The sequence below is a fragment of the Streptomyces coeruleorubidus genome (genome assembly GCF_028885415.1).
In the GTDB taxonomy this organism is placed as follows: domain Bacteria; phylum Actinomycetota; class Actinomycetes; order Streptomycetales; family Streptomycetaceae; genus Streptomyces; species Streptomyces coeruleorubidus_A.
Map to the genome: position 1 here is coordinate 8285640 of NZ_CP118527.1, position 14831 is coordinate 8300470.

The window sequence follows — 14831 nt, forward strand, 5'->3', positions numbered from 1 at the left end:
CAGAGGAGGTGACAGAGCGGGAGAACTCAGAGAAGGCGCAGCGTCCAGCTCCAGCGATGGACGCCGGCCGCGACGAGGTAGGTGGCGAAGGTGTCGGGCCCGCAGGAGGCCGTGCCCAGCCCGCGGTGCGCCGCGTCGATGTGCACCACGCACCCGGCCCGCGGCACCAGTTCGTCGTGATGCGCGGCCGAGGCGAGGTCGGTCGCGCGATGGCGGGTCACGCAGACCTGGCGGGGCCGGTCCAGCCGCACCGCGAGTCCGGTGGCGTCCGGCGCGGACAGCGTGAACCGCCGTACGCCGTGCCGCCCGCCGCTTTCCTGCGGCCGCAGATACGGGGTGAACAACTCGTCCACCGGCAGCGCGTGGTGGCCGACGGGCGCGCCCGCGCCCCGGTCCGGATACGACTCCCAGGGGCCCCGTCCGAACCACTCCAGCAGGTTCAGCCCGGCGGCCGTCTCGAAGACCGACCCCACCCGGGCCACGTCGTCCAGCGCCTCGGGCAGCTCGGCGCACTCCTCCACCAGCAGCCCGCCCTCGACGGCCGTGAACACCTGCTCGTGCCGGACGGTCCCGCCCGGGCAGAGGTAGTCGCAGACCACTGTCACCCGGCCCCGGTCACGCCGTACGGCGACGACCTTACGGGTGGGCGCGTCGAGCCCCCAGTCCCGCCAGCGGGCCGCCATGCCGCCCAGTTCGTCGTTGTCGGTGGGCGCCCGCCACAGCGACAGCGTCGGCCCGGCCGTCAGCAGCGGATGGACCAGCAGCCCGTCCTCGTCGACCGCCACGGGGCGGTGCGTGACGGGGGCGTGCCGCACCGGGGCCGCGCGGCGCAGCCGTACCTGCGGCAGGCACACGACCGTGCCGCGCGGCGCCCACGGCTCGTCCCCGGCCGTCGTGACCCGCAGCGTCAGCCACGCCTCGCCGCCGTCGTCCGGCAGCTCGAACGGCAGCGGCACGGCGGCCGTCTCGCCCGGCCGCAGACCGGGCAGCTCGGCGGGGGCGGTCAGGGTGCCGCCGTCGGCGAGGGCCAGCTCCCACTCGCCGGACAGCCAGTCCAGGCCGCGGAAGTGCTGGTGGTTGCTCAGCACGACGCCCTCGTGCCGGAAGCGCTCGATGCGCACCGGCGCGGCGATCTCCCGGTGCTCGAACATCACGGGCTTGGGGGTGCGGTCGGGGAAGACGACACCGTCGGCGATGAAGGCGCCGTCGTGGACCGTCTCCCCGAAGTCGCCGCCGTACGCCCAGCGATGGCCGGGCGCGGCGACACCGCTGTCGTAGAGCCCGGCGCCCCCACGCCCGGCCGGTCTGCCGTCGTTCACACGCTGGAGGATGCCGTGGTCCCAGAACTCCCAGATGAACCCGCCCTGAAGACCCGGGGTGGCCTCGATGGCCGCCCAATGGTCCGCGAGCGTGCCGTTGCTGTTGCCCATGGCGTGCGAGTACTCGCACTGGATGAGCGGCTTGGTCTGCCGCCCGGACATGGCGTGCGCGAGGCACTCCTGCAGCGGCGCGTACATCGGGCAGGCGATGTCGGAGGCCAGGTCCGGATCGGCCCAGCCGCGTTTGGCCGCGCCCTCGTACTGCACCGGCCGGGTCGGGTCGTGCCGGCGTACCCAGCCCGCCCCCGCGTCGTGATTGGCGCCGTAGTCGGACTCGTTGCCCAGCGACCAGATGATGACGGACGGGTGGTTCTTGTCCCGCAGCACCGTCCGCGCGACCCGGTCGACGAAGGCGCCCAGATAGCGCGGGTCGTCGGCGATCTCGTGCGCGTGGTCGTGGGACTCGATGTCGGCCTCGTCGACGACGTAGAAGCCGAGCTCGTCGGCCAGGTCGTACAGGGCCGGGTCGTTCGGGTAGTGCGCGGTGCGGATCGCGTTGAAGCCGAACCGCTTCAGCAGGACGAGGTCCGCGCGCATGTCGTCGTACGACACGGTCCGCCCCGTCAGCGGATGGAAGTCGTGCCGGTTGACGCCCCGGATGAACACGCGCTCGCCGTTGACCAGCAGGTCCCGGCCGGTGATCTCGACGTCACGGAAGCCGATCCGGTGGCGCGAGGTGTCGGCGACGGTGCCGTCGGCGCGGTGGAGGCGGACGGTCAGGCCGTACAGCTCGGGCGTCTCGGCGGTCCAGGTGCGCACGTCCGGCACGGCGGTGCGCAGCCGGGCCTCGCCGAGGAAGCCGGAGACGCGCTCGTCCTCGGCGCACGCCCGGTCGAACTCCGTGTCCTGCGTGAGCAGTTGCCCGTCCAGCTCCCCGCTGACGTACCAGCCCTCGGGCAGGGCCCCGCCCGAGTCCCGTACGAGGCAGTCCACGCGCAGGTCACCGTCCCGCCGGGCCCGCACGGTCACGTCCGCGAGATACAGCGGGTCCCTCGCGTACAGCAGCACCGAGCGGGTGATCCCGCCGTGCCACCACTGGTCCTGGTCCTCGATGTGCGAGGCGTCCGACCACTTCACGACGGTCAGGCGCAGGGTGGCCCGCTCCCCGGGGCGCACCACGCCCGTCAGATCGAACTCGGCGGCCAGGTGGGAGTCCTTGGAGAGCCCGACCGGCCGCCCGTCCACGTGCACCAGCAGCACGCTCTCCGCCGCCCCGACCTGGAGCACGATCCGCCGCCCGGCCCACTCGGCCGGCACGTCCACCGCGCGCTCGTACACGCCCGTCGGATTGGCGGCGGGCACGTCCGGCGGGAACTCGTCGAACGGCATGCGGACGTTGAGGTACCGCGGGAGATCATCCGTGCCCTGCATGGTCCACACGCCGGGCACGTACGACGACGACCAGACCTCCCCGAGCGGGGCGTCCGGGGCGGGCAGCAGCTGGAAACGCCAGTCGCCGTCCAGACAGACGGCCCCGGCCCGCCGGTCGACGGCGTTCATCGGCAGCCGCCCCCAGGAGGTCACCTCGGGTGCCTCCCAGGGGCGCAGGGCGATCAGGGGATCGGGGTGTGCGTCGGTCATGACCATTCCGAAGTGGGTGCGGTGGGCCGGGGCAGGACGCGCCCTTGCAAGCCCCAGACGGGGTCGACGGGGATGCCGAGACGGTCGAGGGCGGTAGGGGCGATGTCGATGAGACGGGGCGTGTCGAGCCTGGTGCCCGCGGACCCGCCGGGCCTGCCGGGCTCGGCGAGGATGACGAAGACCTCCCGTTCGGCACGCGTGTCGCCGCCGTGGCCGCCGGTGTCGAGGTGTCCGTGGTCCGTGGTGACCAGCACGGTCCAGTGCTCGTGGGCGCGCCGCGCGTCGATCACCTCCAGGAGCCGCCCGAGGTGGGCGTCCTGGGCGAGCAGGGCCCGGTCGTAGGCGGTGGAGAGGGGGCCGGTGGCGTGGCCGGCCTCGTCGGTGGCGCCGAAGTACACGAACAGGGCGTCCGGGTCGTCCTCGGCGAGCCGGCGCGCGGCGGTGTCGGCGACGAGGCGGTCGGCGGTTTCGTAGCCGTCGGACTCGCCGTCGTAGCGCACCCGCCGACCGATGGCGGCGCCGAGGACGCCCCGGTCGACCAGCTCCGGCCAGGACACCACCGCCGCCGTGCGCAGACCGGGCCGGGCGGTGGCGGCGCGGCTGAGGAAGTCGGGGTAGCGGGCGTAGTCGGCGCCGAGGAAGTCGTTGCCGGTCACCCCGTGCCGGTCGGGCCACACCCCGGTCAGCACGCTCGACCAGCCGGGTCCGGAGTCGGTGTAGGCCGTGCCGGCCGACGGCCCGTCCTCGGCCCGGCCGTAGGGCAGCATGCTGGTGCCGTGGGCGCCCGCGGCCATCAGGCCGTGCAGCACTGGTGCGGTGGCGGGCGACAGGATCAGCCGGTCGAAGCGCAGCCCGTCCATGCCCACGACGAGCACCTTGGCGCGTGCGCTGCTGTCGGCGTCGATGTCCGTCACTGTTTGCCTCCCTCGTCGCTCGTGTGTGCTGCACTGGCCCGGTCAACCACGAGCTCGGGGCGGCTTGTCCGTTGTCGACTGCCGGGACGCTGTGGCTGATCGCGCAGTTCCCCGCGCCCCTTGGGGGCGCCCCCCCCAAGGGGCGCGCGTCAGCTTCCCTGCACCGCTCCCTCGGTGGCGCCCGCGATGAACCCGCGGGCGAAGATGGTGAAGACCACGACCAGCGGGATCGCCGCCATGAGCACGCCGGCCATGACCATGCTGTAGTCGGTGGTGTGGCCGACATGGAGCTGGGCGAGCGCCACCTGGAGGGTGAGGTGGCCGGGGTCGGTGAGCACGACGAGCGGCCAGATGTAGTCGTTCCAGGCACCGACGAAGGCGTAGATGGCGAGGAACGACAGCGCGGGTTTGATCATCGGCAGCACGATGTTCCAGTACTGGCGGAAGAACCCCGCACCGTCGATGCGCGCCGCGTCGAGGAGTTCGTCCGGCACGCCGTTCTGTATGTACTGACGCAGCCAGAAGATACCGAAGGCGTTGGCGAGGGCGGGCAGGACCAGTGCCTTGAGCGTGCCGACCCAGCCGATGTCGGACATGAGGATGAACTGGGGCAGGACGGCCAGCTGGAGCGGCAGCATCATGAACCCCACCAGCATGGCGAACAGCACCTTGCGCCCGGGGAAGTCGAACTTGGCGAAGGCGAAGGCCGCCAGGGAGTCGACGAACAGGACCAGGACGGTGGTGACGGTCGCGACGACGAGCGTGTTCAGCATCGACCCGAAGAAGTCGATGGTGTCGAGCACGTGCCGGATGTTCTCCAGCAGCTGGGAACCGAAGGTCAGCTTCGGCGGGCTCTTGTAGATGTCCTGGGTGGTGTTCGTCGCCATGACGATCGTCCACAGGAACGGGAAGACCGAGATCAGGACGGCCAGGACGAGGACGATGTGCGCGGTCAGGCCCTTGGGGCGCCGGGACCGCCTCGTGACCGCTGCGGTCATGACTTCCTCCCGCGCTGGACGAGGCGCCAGTTGACGACGACCAGCACCATGATCAGTACGAAGAAGGCCCACACGATGGCCGCGCCGTAGCCGTAGTCGTTGTTGACGAAGGCCGACTGGTAGAAGTACAGCAGCGTGGTCAGGCCCGCCTGGCCGGGGCCGCCGAGGTTCGGGTTGGCGGCGTTGCTGCCGAACAGGACCTGGGGTTCGCTGAAGCTCTGCAGGCCGTTGATGGTCGAGATGATGACGGTGAACAGGATGATGGGCCGCATGATCGGCATGGTGATCTGGAAGAACGTGCGGACGGGTCCGGCGCCGTCCAGCTTGGCGGCCTCGTAGATCTGCGTGGGGATGGCCTGGAGGCCCGCCAGGTAGATGATCATGTTGTAGCCGGTCCACATCCAGGTCATCAGCAGCGCGATGACCAGTTTGATCAGCCACGGATTGCTCAGCCACGGAACGGGTGAGATGCCGACCATGCCCAGGATCGCGTTGACCAGGCCGAAGTTGTTGCTGAACACCGCGCCGAAGAAGATCGACACGGCGACGATCGAGGTGACGTTCGGTATGTAGAGGGCGATGCGGTAGAAGCTCTTGAAGCGGCGCACCGAATGCAGCAGCGTCGCCAGCACCAGGGCGCCGAACAGCGTGGGGACGGTGGACAGGACCCAGATCACCAGGGTGTTGCGGATCGACATCCAGAAGACCGGGTCCGACCACAGGAACCGGAACTGGTCCAGACCCACGAACTGCATGGTGCCCATGCCGTCCCAGCGCTGGAAGGCGAGGTACAGCGAGTAGAAGACCGGGAAGAACGAGAAGACGCCGAAGATCACGAAGAAGGGCGAGATCGCCAGGTACTGCCGCCAGTGCGTCAGCACCCCGCGACGGCTTGGCCGCACGGTGCCCGCGGGCGGCGTGCGCCGCGGGCGGAAGCGGGCCGGGCCCGGCCCGCCGCGGTGCCGGGGCACTGCGGCGGGACCGGTGACCGGAGGTGACGTCACCTCACTTCACCCCCTGCCGCCGGGCGATCTGCTTGGCCTGGCTGACCGCGTCCTTCCAGGCGTCCTCGGGCTTCTTGCCCTTGGCCTCGACGCTGGTCAGCTCGGTGAAGTAGGGAGCCATGACGGCGGCGTCCGCGGGTGCCTCGTAGCTGGCCGGGATGGCCTTGGCGGCCGGGCCGAACACCTCGATCACCTTCTGCCCGCCGAAGAAGGGGTCGCCGCCCGTCATGGCCGGCATGGTGTACGCCGCAGGCGCGGCCGGGAAGATGGCGGCGTCGGCGAAGCCGCGGGCGTCGTTCTCCGGGCTGAGGATCCAGCTGATGATCTTGAATGCCTCTTCGGGGTTCCGGCACTGCTTGGGCAGGGCCAGGTAGGAGCCGCCCTGGTTGGCCGGTCCGCCGGGCGTCGCGCAGACCCGCCACTTGCCCTTGGTGCCCGGGGCAGCCTGCTCGATGTCCAGCGCGTGCCAGGCCGCGCCGAGTTCGGTGGTCAGGCTCTTGCCGATGGCGGCGTTCCAGGTGTTGTCGTTGATCTTGGCGTCGATGCCGAGGGTGTAGGGGCGGATCGCCGTGTTCCACGCGGTGCGGATGTGGTCCTGGTCGCCGATGAAGCGGTTGTTCTTGTCGATGAAGCGCTCGGTGCCCTGGCCGACCGCGATGGTGAACACCGAGCTGATGTTGTTGACCAGGTAGGTGCCGGGCAGCTTCTTCCGCAGCTCGGTGCCGAGCGCGAAGTACTCCTCCCAGGTCCCGGCCTGGGCGGCGACCTTGTCGGGGTCGGTGGGCAGCCCGGCCTTGTCGAACAGGTCCGCGCGGTAGAAGAGCGCGGTGGGACCGATGTCGATCGGGAAACCGATCTGCTTGCCGTCCTCGGTCTGGGCGAGCTTGGTCTTCCAGTCCAGGTACTTGGACGAGATCTCCTTGAAGCCCAGGTCGTTCAGGTCGAGGAAGCGGCCCGCGTTGGGCAGGAAGGACGCCATGTCCTCGCCCTTGATGCCGGTGATGTCGGGCACGGAGCTGCCCGCCGCGAGCGTGGTGGTGAGCTTCTGCTTGAAGTCGCCGCCGATGGAGGCGGCGGTCAGCTTGACCTGGCCGCTGAAGTGCGTCTTGGCCTCGGCGACCACCTTGTCGCTGAGCGCACCTCCCCAGTACCACAAGGTGAGGTTCTTGCCGTTCTTGCTGCCGGCCGATCCTGAGCCGTTGCCGCATGCGACGGTCAGACCGGAGGCGGCCGCGGTGAGCGCGGCGGCCTGGAGGAAGCCTCTACGAGAAAGGTCCACGGGTCACTCCTGTTGTTCCTGTTCGACGTGCCAAGGGGTGGGAGAGTCAGTGCCGCCGTTCCAAGGCCCGTGGGCCGACGGGCGTGTGAGGGGCCGGCGGGGTGGCCGGGGCGTATTGCACGGGCGGTCCCGGGTTCGCCGGGAGCCGGTCCGCCAGGAAGCCGTAGGCCCGCTTCAGTTCGGGGTCGGTCAGGGAGCGCCACCAGCGGTCCACGCCGTACCAGCCGGGTGCGGCCAGCGCCCCGCCGTGGTGGCCGACGGACAGCCCGGCGGCGAGCACCGCGAACCGCAGCCGCTCCGTGAGCGGCCAGCCGCCGAGCGAGGCGGTGACGAACGCGGCGCCGAAGACGTCCCCGGCACCCGTCGCGTCCAGCACCTCGACGTCGAGGGCGGGCACCTCGGCGTACTCGCCGGTCGTCTGGTCGACGGCCACCGCGCCGTCCCCGCCCCGGGTGACCACCGCGACCGGCACCAGCTCGGAGAGCGTGCCGAGCGCGGCCACCGCGCTGTCGGTGCGGGTGTAGGCCATGGCCTCCGTCTCGTTCGGCAGGAAGGCGTGGCACAGGGCGAGCTGGTCCAGGAGGGCCGTCGACCACTCCTGGGCGGGGTCCCAGCCGACGTCGGCGTAGACCTGGGTGCCGCCCGCGGCGGCCTTGGCGAGCCACTCGCGCGGCTCGGCCTCGATGTGCACCAGGGCGGTACGTGCCTCGGGCGGATCGCCCATCAGTACGTCCTGCGAGAACGGCGGCTCCTGGCCGTGGGTGAGCAGGGCCCGGTCGTGGCCGTAGGCGACGGAGACGGTGACCGGGTTCGGCCAGTCGTCCGCCGTACGGGAGAGCGAGAGGTCGACGCCCTCCTGGTCGCACAGGACGTCCCGGCAGTACTCGCCGTAGAAGTCGTCGCCGAACACCGTGGCCAGGGACGTCCTGAGGCCGAAGCGGGCGGCGGCCACCGCCAGGTTGGCGATGCCGCCCGGGCCGCAGCCCATGCCCGTCGTCCAGATCTCCTCGCCCGGGGTCGGGGGCTTCCCGAGCCCTGTGAGGACGAGGTCGTAGAAGAGCAGCCCGGTCAGCAGCACATCGGGCCGGTCGTCGTCCACGGAGGCGTCCTCTCGCTCGAAGCTTCGACGGAGATCGTCAAAACTCTGCATTTCCGTGAGCGGAATCGTGCGCTGATCGGAGAGATTGGTCAATACCCGCGCAGAAATGAGCATGGCGATGATTGGAGATGACGAGTAATGTGCACGGCGTGCTGGCAGAACGACGACACCAACTCATCCTGCGGGCCCTGCGCGCCGGTGGCCCCGCGGCTGTGACCGACCTCTCCGAGCAGCTGGGCGTGAGCCCCGCCACAATCAGGCGTGACCTGGTCAAACTGGAAGAAGACGGGCTGCTTACGCGCGTCCACGGCGGCGCCGTGGTCGAGGAGGGCGACCAGCCCTTCGCCGAGGTCGCCGAGGTGCGCGTGGCCGAGAAGGACGCCATAGCCGAGCGCGCGGCGGCGATGGTCAGGGACGGCCAGTCGGTGCTGCTCGACATCGGTACGACGGCCTACCGCCTGGCCCGGCAGCTGCACGGCCGCCGGCTCACCGTGATCACCAGCAACCTGGTGGTCTACGAGGAACTCGCCGACGACGAGGGCATCGAGCTGGTCCTGCTCGGCGGCATGGTCCGCCGCGAGTACCGCTCCCTGGTCGGCTTCCTCACCGAGGACAACCTGCGCCAGCTGCACGCCGACTGGCTCTTCCTCGGCACCAGCGGCGTGCGGCCCGGCGGAGAGGTCATGGACACGACGGTCGTGGAGGTGCCGGTCAAGCGCGCCATGATCAAGGCCGGCGAGAAGGTCGTGCTGCTCGCCGACGCGGCGAAGTTCCCAGGGCACGGGATGGCGAAGGTCTGCGGTCCCGAGGACCTGGACGCGGTGGTGACGAACGAGCCGGTCGACACGGTGACGCGGGCCTCCTTGCAGGAGGCGGGCGTCGAGGTCGTCGTGGCGGGAAAGGTGCAGGCGTGAAGCTGACGATTCTGGGCGGCGGAGGATTCCGCGTGCCACTGGTGTACGGGGCGCTCCTGCAGGACCACGCCGAGGGCCGGGTGACGCACGTCGTCCTGCACGATCTGGACTCCGCGAGACTGTCCGCGGTGACGCGCGTGCTCGCCGAGCAGGCGGCCGGTGTCCCCGACGCGCCCGAGGTGACCGCCACCACCGATCTGGACGAGGCCCTGCGCGGCGCCGACTTCGTGTTCTCCGCGATCCGCGTCGGCGGTCTGGAGGGCCGGGCGAACGACGAGCGCGTGGCCCTGGCCGAGGGCGTCCTCGGCCAGGAGACGGTCGGCGCAGGCGGCATCGCCTACGGCCTGCGCACCGTCCCGGTCGCCGTCGACATCGCCCGGCGGGTCGCCCGCCTGGCGCCGGACGCCTGGGTCATCAACTTCACCAACCCGGCCGGCCTGGTCACCGAGGCCATGTCCCGCCACCTCGGCGACCGCGTCATCGGCATCTGCGACTCCCCGGTCGGCCTCGGCCGCCGCATCGCCCGGGTGCTCGGCGCGAACCCCAACGAGGCCTGGATCGACTACGTCGGCCTCAACCACCTCGGCTGGGTGCGCGGCCTGCGCGTCGCCGGCCGCGACGAGCTGCCGCGCCTTCTCGCCGACCCAGACCTGCTCGGCTCCTTCGAGGAGGGCAAGCTCTTCGGCGTCGACTGGCTCCGGTCCCTGGGCGCGATCCCGAACGAGTATCTGCACTACTACTACTTCAACCGGGAAGCCGTACGCGCCTACCAGCAGGCCGAGAAGACGCGTGGTGCCTTCCTGCACGAGCAGCAGGCCCGTTTCTACGCGGAGATGAGCAACCCGGACGCCCCCGCGTGGAAGGTCTGGGACCAGACCCGCGCCGAGCGTGAGGCCACCTACATGGCCGAGAACCGCGAGAGCGCCGGTGCCGGCGAACGCGACGAGGACGACCTGTCCGGCGGCTACGAGAAGGTGGCCCTCGCACTGATGCGGGCCATCGCCCGGGACGAGCGCACGACCCTGATCCTCAACGTCCGCAACCAGCGCACCCTGTCGGTCCTGGACACGGACGCCGTCATCGAGGTCCCCTGCCTCGTCGACGCCAACGGCGCCCACCCCGTCACCGTCGACCCGCTGCCCGGCCACGCCACCGGACTGGTCTGCGCGGTCAAGGCGGTCGAGCGGGAGGTGCTGGCCGCCGCCGACTCCGGCTCCCGCACGACCGCTGTGAAAGCCTTTGCCCTGCACCCGCTCGTCGACTCGGTCAACGTGGCCCGGCGCCTCGTCGACGGGTACACCGCCGTCCACCCCGGCCTCGCCTACCTCAAGTAGAGCCTCAGGAGACCTGTCCCATGCATGACGAAAGCCGCCGGATCGAAGAGCGCGTGCAGCGCCTCCACGACCAGCGCATCAAGACCGCGATCTACGCGGCCACCGTCCCCTTCGAGGTGGAGGCGTGGCAGGCTCCAGGGGAGCCGGTGCCCTTCGAGGAGGCGGCCGCCGCGTCCTACGGGCCGTTCGCGATGGGCACCCCGTGGGGCCCACCCTGGGGCACCACCTGGTTCCGTATGCGCGGACAGGTGCCCAAGGAGTGGGCGGGCCGCCGCGTCGAGGCCGTCATCGACCTCGGCTTCGTGGGCGACTGGCCCGGCAACCAGGCCGAGGCCCTCGTCCACCTGACGGACGGCACCCCGCTCAAGGCCGTGAACCCGCTCAACCAATACGTCCCGATCGCCAACCCGGCGACCGGCGGGGAGACGATCGACTACCTGGTCGAGGCCGCCTCCAACCCGGACATCCTCGCGGACAACTTCTCCAAGGTCACGCCCCTCGGCGACAAGCTGACCGCGGGCGACAAACCGCTCTACACCTTCCGCAGCGCGGACATCGCCATCCTCGACGAGGAGGTCTGGCACCTCGACCTCGACGTCCAGGTGCTGCGCGAGCTGATGCTGGAGCTCGGCGAGCACGACCCGCGCCGGCACGAGATCGCGCACGCGCTCGACCGGGCGATGGACCTTCTGGACCTGGACGACGTCTCCGGTTCCGCCGCCGCCGTGCGCGAAGCGCTGCAGCCGGTGCTGTCCAAGCCCGCGCACGCCAGCGCGCACACGATCTCCGGCGTCGGCCACGCCCACATCGACTCGGCCTGGCTCTGGCCGATCCGCGAGACCAAGCGCAAGACGTCCCGCACGTTCTCGAACGTCACGTCCCTGGCCGACGAGTACGACGACTTCATCTTCGCCTGCTCCCAGGCCCAGCAGTACGAGTGGGTGCGCGACAACTACCCCAAGGTGTGGGCCCGCATCCAGGAGTCGGTCAAGAAGGGCCAGTGGGCGCCGGTCGGCGGCATGTGGGTCGAGGCCGACGGCAACCTGCCCGGCGGCGAGGCCGTCGCCCGCCAGTTCATCCACGGCAAGCGGTTCTTCATCGAGAACTTCGGCATCGAGACCAAGGGCGTGTGGCTGCCGGACTCCTTCGGCTACAACGCGGCCTACCCGCAGCTCGCCAAGCTCGCCGGCAACGAGTGGTTCCTCACCCAGAAGATCTCCTGGAACCAGACCAACAGGTTCCCCCACCACACCTTCTGGTGGGAGGGCATCGACGGCACCCGCATCTTCACCCACTTCCCGCCGGTCGACACCTACAACGCCCGCTTCAGCGGCGAGGAGATGTCCCGCGCGGTCCGCAACTACCAGGAGAAGGGCGGCGCCAGCCGCTCCCTGGCCCCCTTCGGCTGGGGCGACGGCGGCGGCGGCCCCACCCGCGAGATCATGGAACGCGCCCGCCGGCTGGCGGACCTGGAGGGCTCCGCGAAGGTCGTCGTCGAACACCCCGACGAGTTCTTCGCCAAGGCCCGCGAGGAGTACCCGGACGCGCCCGTCTGGGTCGGCGAGCTCTACCTGGAGCTGCACCGCGCCACCTACACCTCCCAGGCCCGCACCAAGCAGGGCAACCGCCGCTCCGAGCACCGCCTGCGCGAGGCCGAGCTGTGGGCGACCACGGCCGCGCTGCACGCGCCGGGCTACGCCTACCCGCACGAGAAGCTGGACCGGCTCTGGAAGACGGTACTGCTGCACCAGTTCCACGACATCCTGCCTGGCTCGTCGATCGCCTGGGTGCACCGGGAGGCCGAGGCCGAGTACGCCCGCGTCGCCCGCGAGCTCCAGGCGCTGACCGCCGAGGCGGTGGCCGCGCTCGGCGCCGGCGGGACGCGCGTCTTCAACACCAGCCCCTACGACCGCGCCGAGGTGGTCCGCACCGCCGACGGCGCACCGATGTACGTGGAGGTGCCCGCGAGCGGCTCCGCGCCCCTCACCGACACCGAGCCGCCGCAGCCGGTGACGGTGAGCGGCCGGGTGCTCGACAACGGGCTGGTCCGGGTGGAGGTGGCCGAGGACGGCACCCTGTCGTCGGTCCGCGACCTGCGCGCGGACCGCGAGGTCCTGGCCGACCAGGGCAACCTGCTCCGCCTGCACACCGACCTGCCCAACTACTGGGACGCCTGGGACATCGACAAGCACTACAAGAACCGCTACACGGACCTCCTCGACGCCTCGTCCGTCACGGTCGTCGAGCAGGACCCGCTGGTCGGCGCGATCCGCGTCGAGCGGGCCTTCGGCAAGGGCTCGACGATCACCCAGACGATCACCGTCCGCGCCGGCAGCCCCCGTATCGACATCGAGACGGACATCGACTGGCACGAGACCGAGAAGATCCTCAAGGCGGCCTTCCCGGTCGACATCCGCGCCCCGCACTCCTCCGCCGAGATCCAGTTCGGCCACATCCAGCGGCCCACCCACACCAACACCAGCTGGGAGGCGGCCCGCTTCGAGGTCTCCGGCCACCGCTGGGTGCACATCGGCGAACCCGGCTACGGCGTCGCGGTCATCAACGACTCGACGTACGGCCACGACGTCTCCCGCACGGTGCGCGAGGACGGCGGCACCACGACCACCGTCCGCCTCAGCCTGGTCCGCGCCCCGCGCATCCCGGACCCCGAGGCCGACCAGGGCCGCCACCGCTTCACCTACGCGCTGCTGCCCGGCGCGAGCATCGAGGACGCCGTCGCCGAGGGCTACGCCCTCAACCTCCCGCTCCGGGTGGCCGACGCGGCAGGCGCCCCCGCACCGGTCGTCTCCACCGAGGGCGAGGGCGTCACCGTGGAGGCGGTCAAGCTCGCCGACGACGCCTCAGGCGATGTCGTCGTACGGCTCTACGAGTCCCGCGGCGGCCGGGCCCACGGCGTCCTGCGCACCGGCTTCCCGCTCGCCGGCGCCCAGATCACCGACCTGCTGGAGCGACCACTTCATCAGGCGCGTGTGGACGGCGACGGCGGAGTCCCCGTCGCACTGCGGCCCTTCCAGATCCTGACACTGCGTCTGCGCAGGGGCTGACCCATGGCCATGCAACCCTGGTTCAACGACGCCAAGCTGGGGATCTTCATCCACTGGGGCATCTACGCCGTCGACGGCGTCCAGGAGTCCTGGTCGTTCTACGACGGCATCGTCCCCTACGACCAGTACATGTCCCAGCTCGACCGCTTCACGGCCTCCCGCTACGACCCGTGCGACTGGGCGAAGCTCTTCGCGCGGGCCGGCGCGAAGTACGCCGTGCTGACCAGCCGCCACCACGACGGCGTCGCCCTGTGGGACACGGCGTACGGCGACCTGAACGTGGGCCGCGACCTGATCGGCGGCTACGCCGACGCCCTGCGCGAGCAGGGCCTCAAGGTCGGGCTCTACTACTCGCACTCGGACTGGAGCCACCCCGACTACGCCTCCACCCGCAAGCCGGGCCGCCCGCCGGAACTGGAGGACAACCGCTACTCGGAGGCCGCCGCCGAGGACGAGGACCTTCAGGCCTGGGAGAGGTTCCTCGCCTACCGGGACGGCCAGATCCGCGAACTGACCTCCCGCTACAAGCCGGACCTGCTGTGGTTCGACGGCGAGTGGGACCGCAGCGAGGAGCAGTGGCGCATCCCCGAACTCGCCGCCCTCATCCGCTCCGAGGTACCGGACGTCGTCTTCAACGCCCGCATGCTCGGCGAGGGCGACTACGCGACGCCGGAACAGGGCGCCCCGGTCGTCCCGCCCGAGGGCCCCTGGGAGCTGTGCCTGACGATCAACGACTCCTGGGGCCACCAGCACCACGACCACAACCACAAGTCGGTCGACCAGCTGATCCGCTACTTCACCGAGACCATCGGCGGCGGAGGCAACCTGCTGCTCAGCGTCGGCCCGCGGGAGGACGGCACGATCCCGGCCGAGCAGGCGGAGCGGCTGGAAGGGCTCGGCGACTGGATCGCCAAGCACGCGGAGGCGGTGTACGGCACCGGACGAGGGCTGCCGCCGGGCCACCACTACGGCCCGAGCACCCTCTCCAAGGACCGCCGCACCCTCTACCTGATCCTCTTCGACGCCCCACGCGCCGAGATCAACGTGCGCGGCCTCCTCGGAAACGTCCGCAGGGTCTCGGTGCTCGGCAGCGGCACGGAACTGGCCCACCGGGTCACCGGCGGCCTCCACGAAACACCGGGCGTCCTGTGGATCGAGCCTCCCGCCGCGCCGGACCTCGACCCGCACGCCACGGTGCTGGCCGTCGAACTGGAAGCGGAACTGGAGCTGTACCGCGGAGCCGGCCGATTCTGACGAAAGTTTA

The 14831-nt window shown here is 70.9% G+C and carries 10 protein-coding genes; 4 read left to right on the top strand and 6 right to left on the bottom strand.

Annotated features, from left to right (window positions below; genetic code table 11):
- Positions 1-26: 26 nt before the first annotated feature.
- The 6 genes from PV963_RS38215 to PV963_RS38240 form a co-directional block, all read right to left on the bottom strand.
- Complete coding sequence (locus PV963_RS38215) at positions 27-2960, bottom strand: glycoside hydrolase family 2 TIM barrel-domain containing protein (protein ID WP_274821025.1); 2934 nt, start codon at positions 2958-2960, stop codon at positions 27-29.
- Entirely contained in the window at positions 2957-3874 is a 918-nt protein-coding gene (locus tag PV963_RS38220) for an alkaline phosphatase family protein (RefSeq protein WP_274821026.1), read from the bottom strand. The genes PV963_RS38215 and PV963_RS38220 overlap by 4 nt, the downstream gene beginning before the upstream one ends.
- Before the next feature lie 149 nt (positions 3875-4023).
- Positions 4024-4872, bottom strand: coding sequence for a carbohydrate ABC transporter permease (locus PV963_RS38225; RefSeq protein WP_274821027.1), 849 nt, complete (start codon positions 4870-4872; stop codon positions 4024-4026).
- Complete coding sequence (locus tag PV963_RS38230) at positions 4869-5753, bottom strand: carbohydrate ABC transporter permease (RefSeq protein ID WP_274822241.1); 885 nt, start codon at positions 5751-5753, stop codon at positions 4869-4871. Before PV963_RS38230 ends, PV963_RS38225 begins: the two co-directional genes overlap by 4 nt.
- Before the next feature lie 124 nt (positions 5754-5877).
- Positions 5878-7155 carry an ABC transporter substrate-binding protein gene (locus tag PV963_RS38235; protein WP_274821028.1) on the bottom strand — a complete coding sequence of 426 codons (1278 nt, stop codon included), beginning with the start codon at positions 7153-7155 and terminating at the stop codon, positions 5878-5880.
- Positions 7156-7201: 46 nt separating this feature from the next.
- Positions 7202-8254 carry a carbohydrate kinase family protein gene (locus PV963_RS38240; protein ID WP_274821029.1) on the bottom strand — a complete coding sequence of 351 codons (1053 nt, stop codon included), beginning with the start codon at positions 8252-8254 and terminating at the stop codon, positions 7202-7204.
- A gap of 149 nt (positions 8255-8403) precedes the next feature.
- Between PV963_RS38240 and PV963_RS38245 the strand changes: the two genes are divergently transcribed.
- The 4 genes from PV963_RS38245 to PV963_RS38260 are packed head-to-tail and all read left to right on the top strand — an operon-like array spanning position 8404 to position 14821.
- Positions 8404-9168: a DeoR/GlpR family DNA-binding transcription regulator gene (locus PV963_RS38245; RefSeq protein WP_274821030.1), complete on the top strand. Its 765-nt coding sequence runs from the start codon at positions 8404-8406 to the stop codon at positions 9166-9168.
- Positions 9165-10502: a 6-phospho-beta-glucosidase gene (locus tag PV963_RS38250; RefSeq protein WP_274821031.1), complete on the top strand. Its 1338-nt coding sequence runs from the start codon at positions 9165-9167 to the stop codon at positions 10500-10502. Before PV963_RS38245 ends, PV963_RS38250 begins: the two co-directional genes overlap by 4 nt.
- Positions 10503-10522: 20 nt before the next feature.
- Positions 10523-13567 (top strand): alpha-mannosidase, encoded by a 3045-nt coding sequence (locus PV963_RS38255; RefSeq protein WP_274821032.1) that lies wholly within the window; start codon positions 10523-10525, stop codon positions 13565-13567.
- Positions 13568-13570: 3 nt separating this feature from the next.
- The gene (locus PV963_RS38260) at positions 13571-14821 is read left to right on the top strand and encodes an alpha-L-fucosidase (protein WP_274821033.1); all 1251 of its coding nucleotides are present in this window, start codon (positions 13571-13573) and stop codon (positions 14819-14821) included.
- Positions 14822-14831: the final 10 nt, after the last annotated feature.

Excerpts from the sequence above, each read along its gene's own strand:
- PV963_RS38215 (WP_274821025.1), bottom strand. The coding sequence starts at position 2,960 with ATGACCGACGCACACCCCGATCCCCTGATCGCCCTGCGCCCCTGGGAG.
- PV963_RS38255 (WP_274821032.1), top strand. The coding sequence starts at position 10,523 with ATGCATGACGAAAGCCGCCGGATCGAAGAGCGCGTGCAGCGCCTCCAC.
- PV963_RS38225 (WP_274821027.1), bottom strand. The coding sequence starts at position 4,872 with ATGACCGCAGCGGTCACGAGGCGGTCCCGGCGCCCCAAGGGCCTGACC.
- PV963_RS38260 (WP_274821033.1), top strand. The coding sequence starts at position 13,571 with ATGGCCATGCAACCCTGGTTCAACGACGCCAAGCTGGGGATCTTCATC.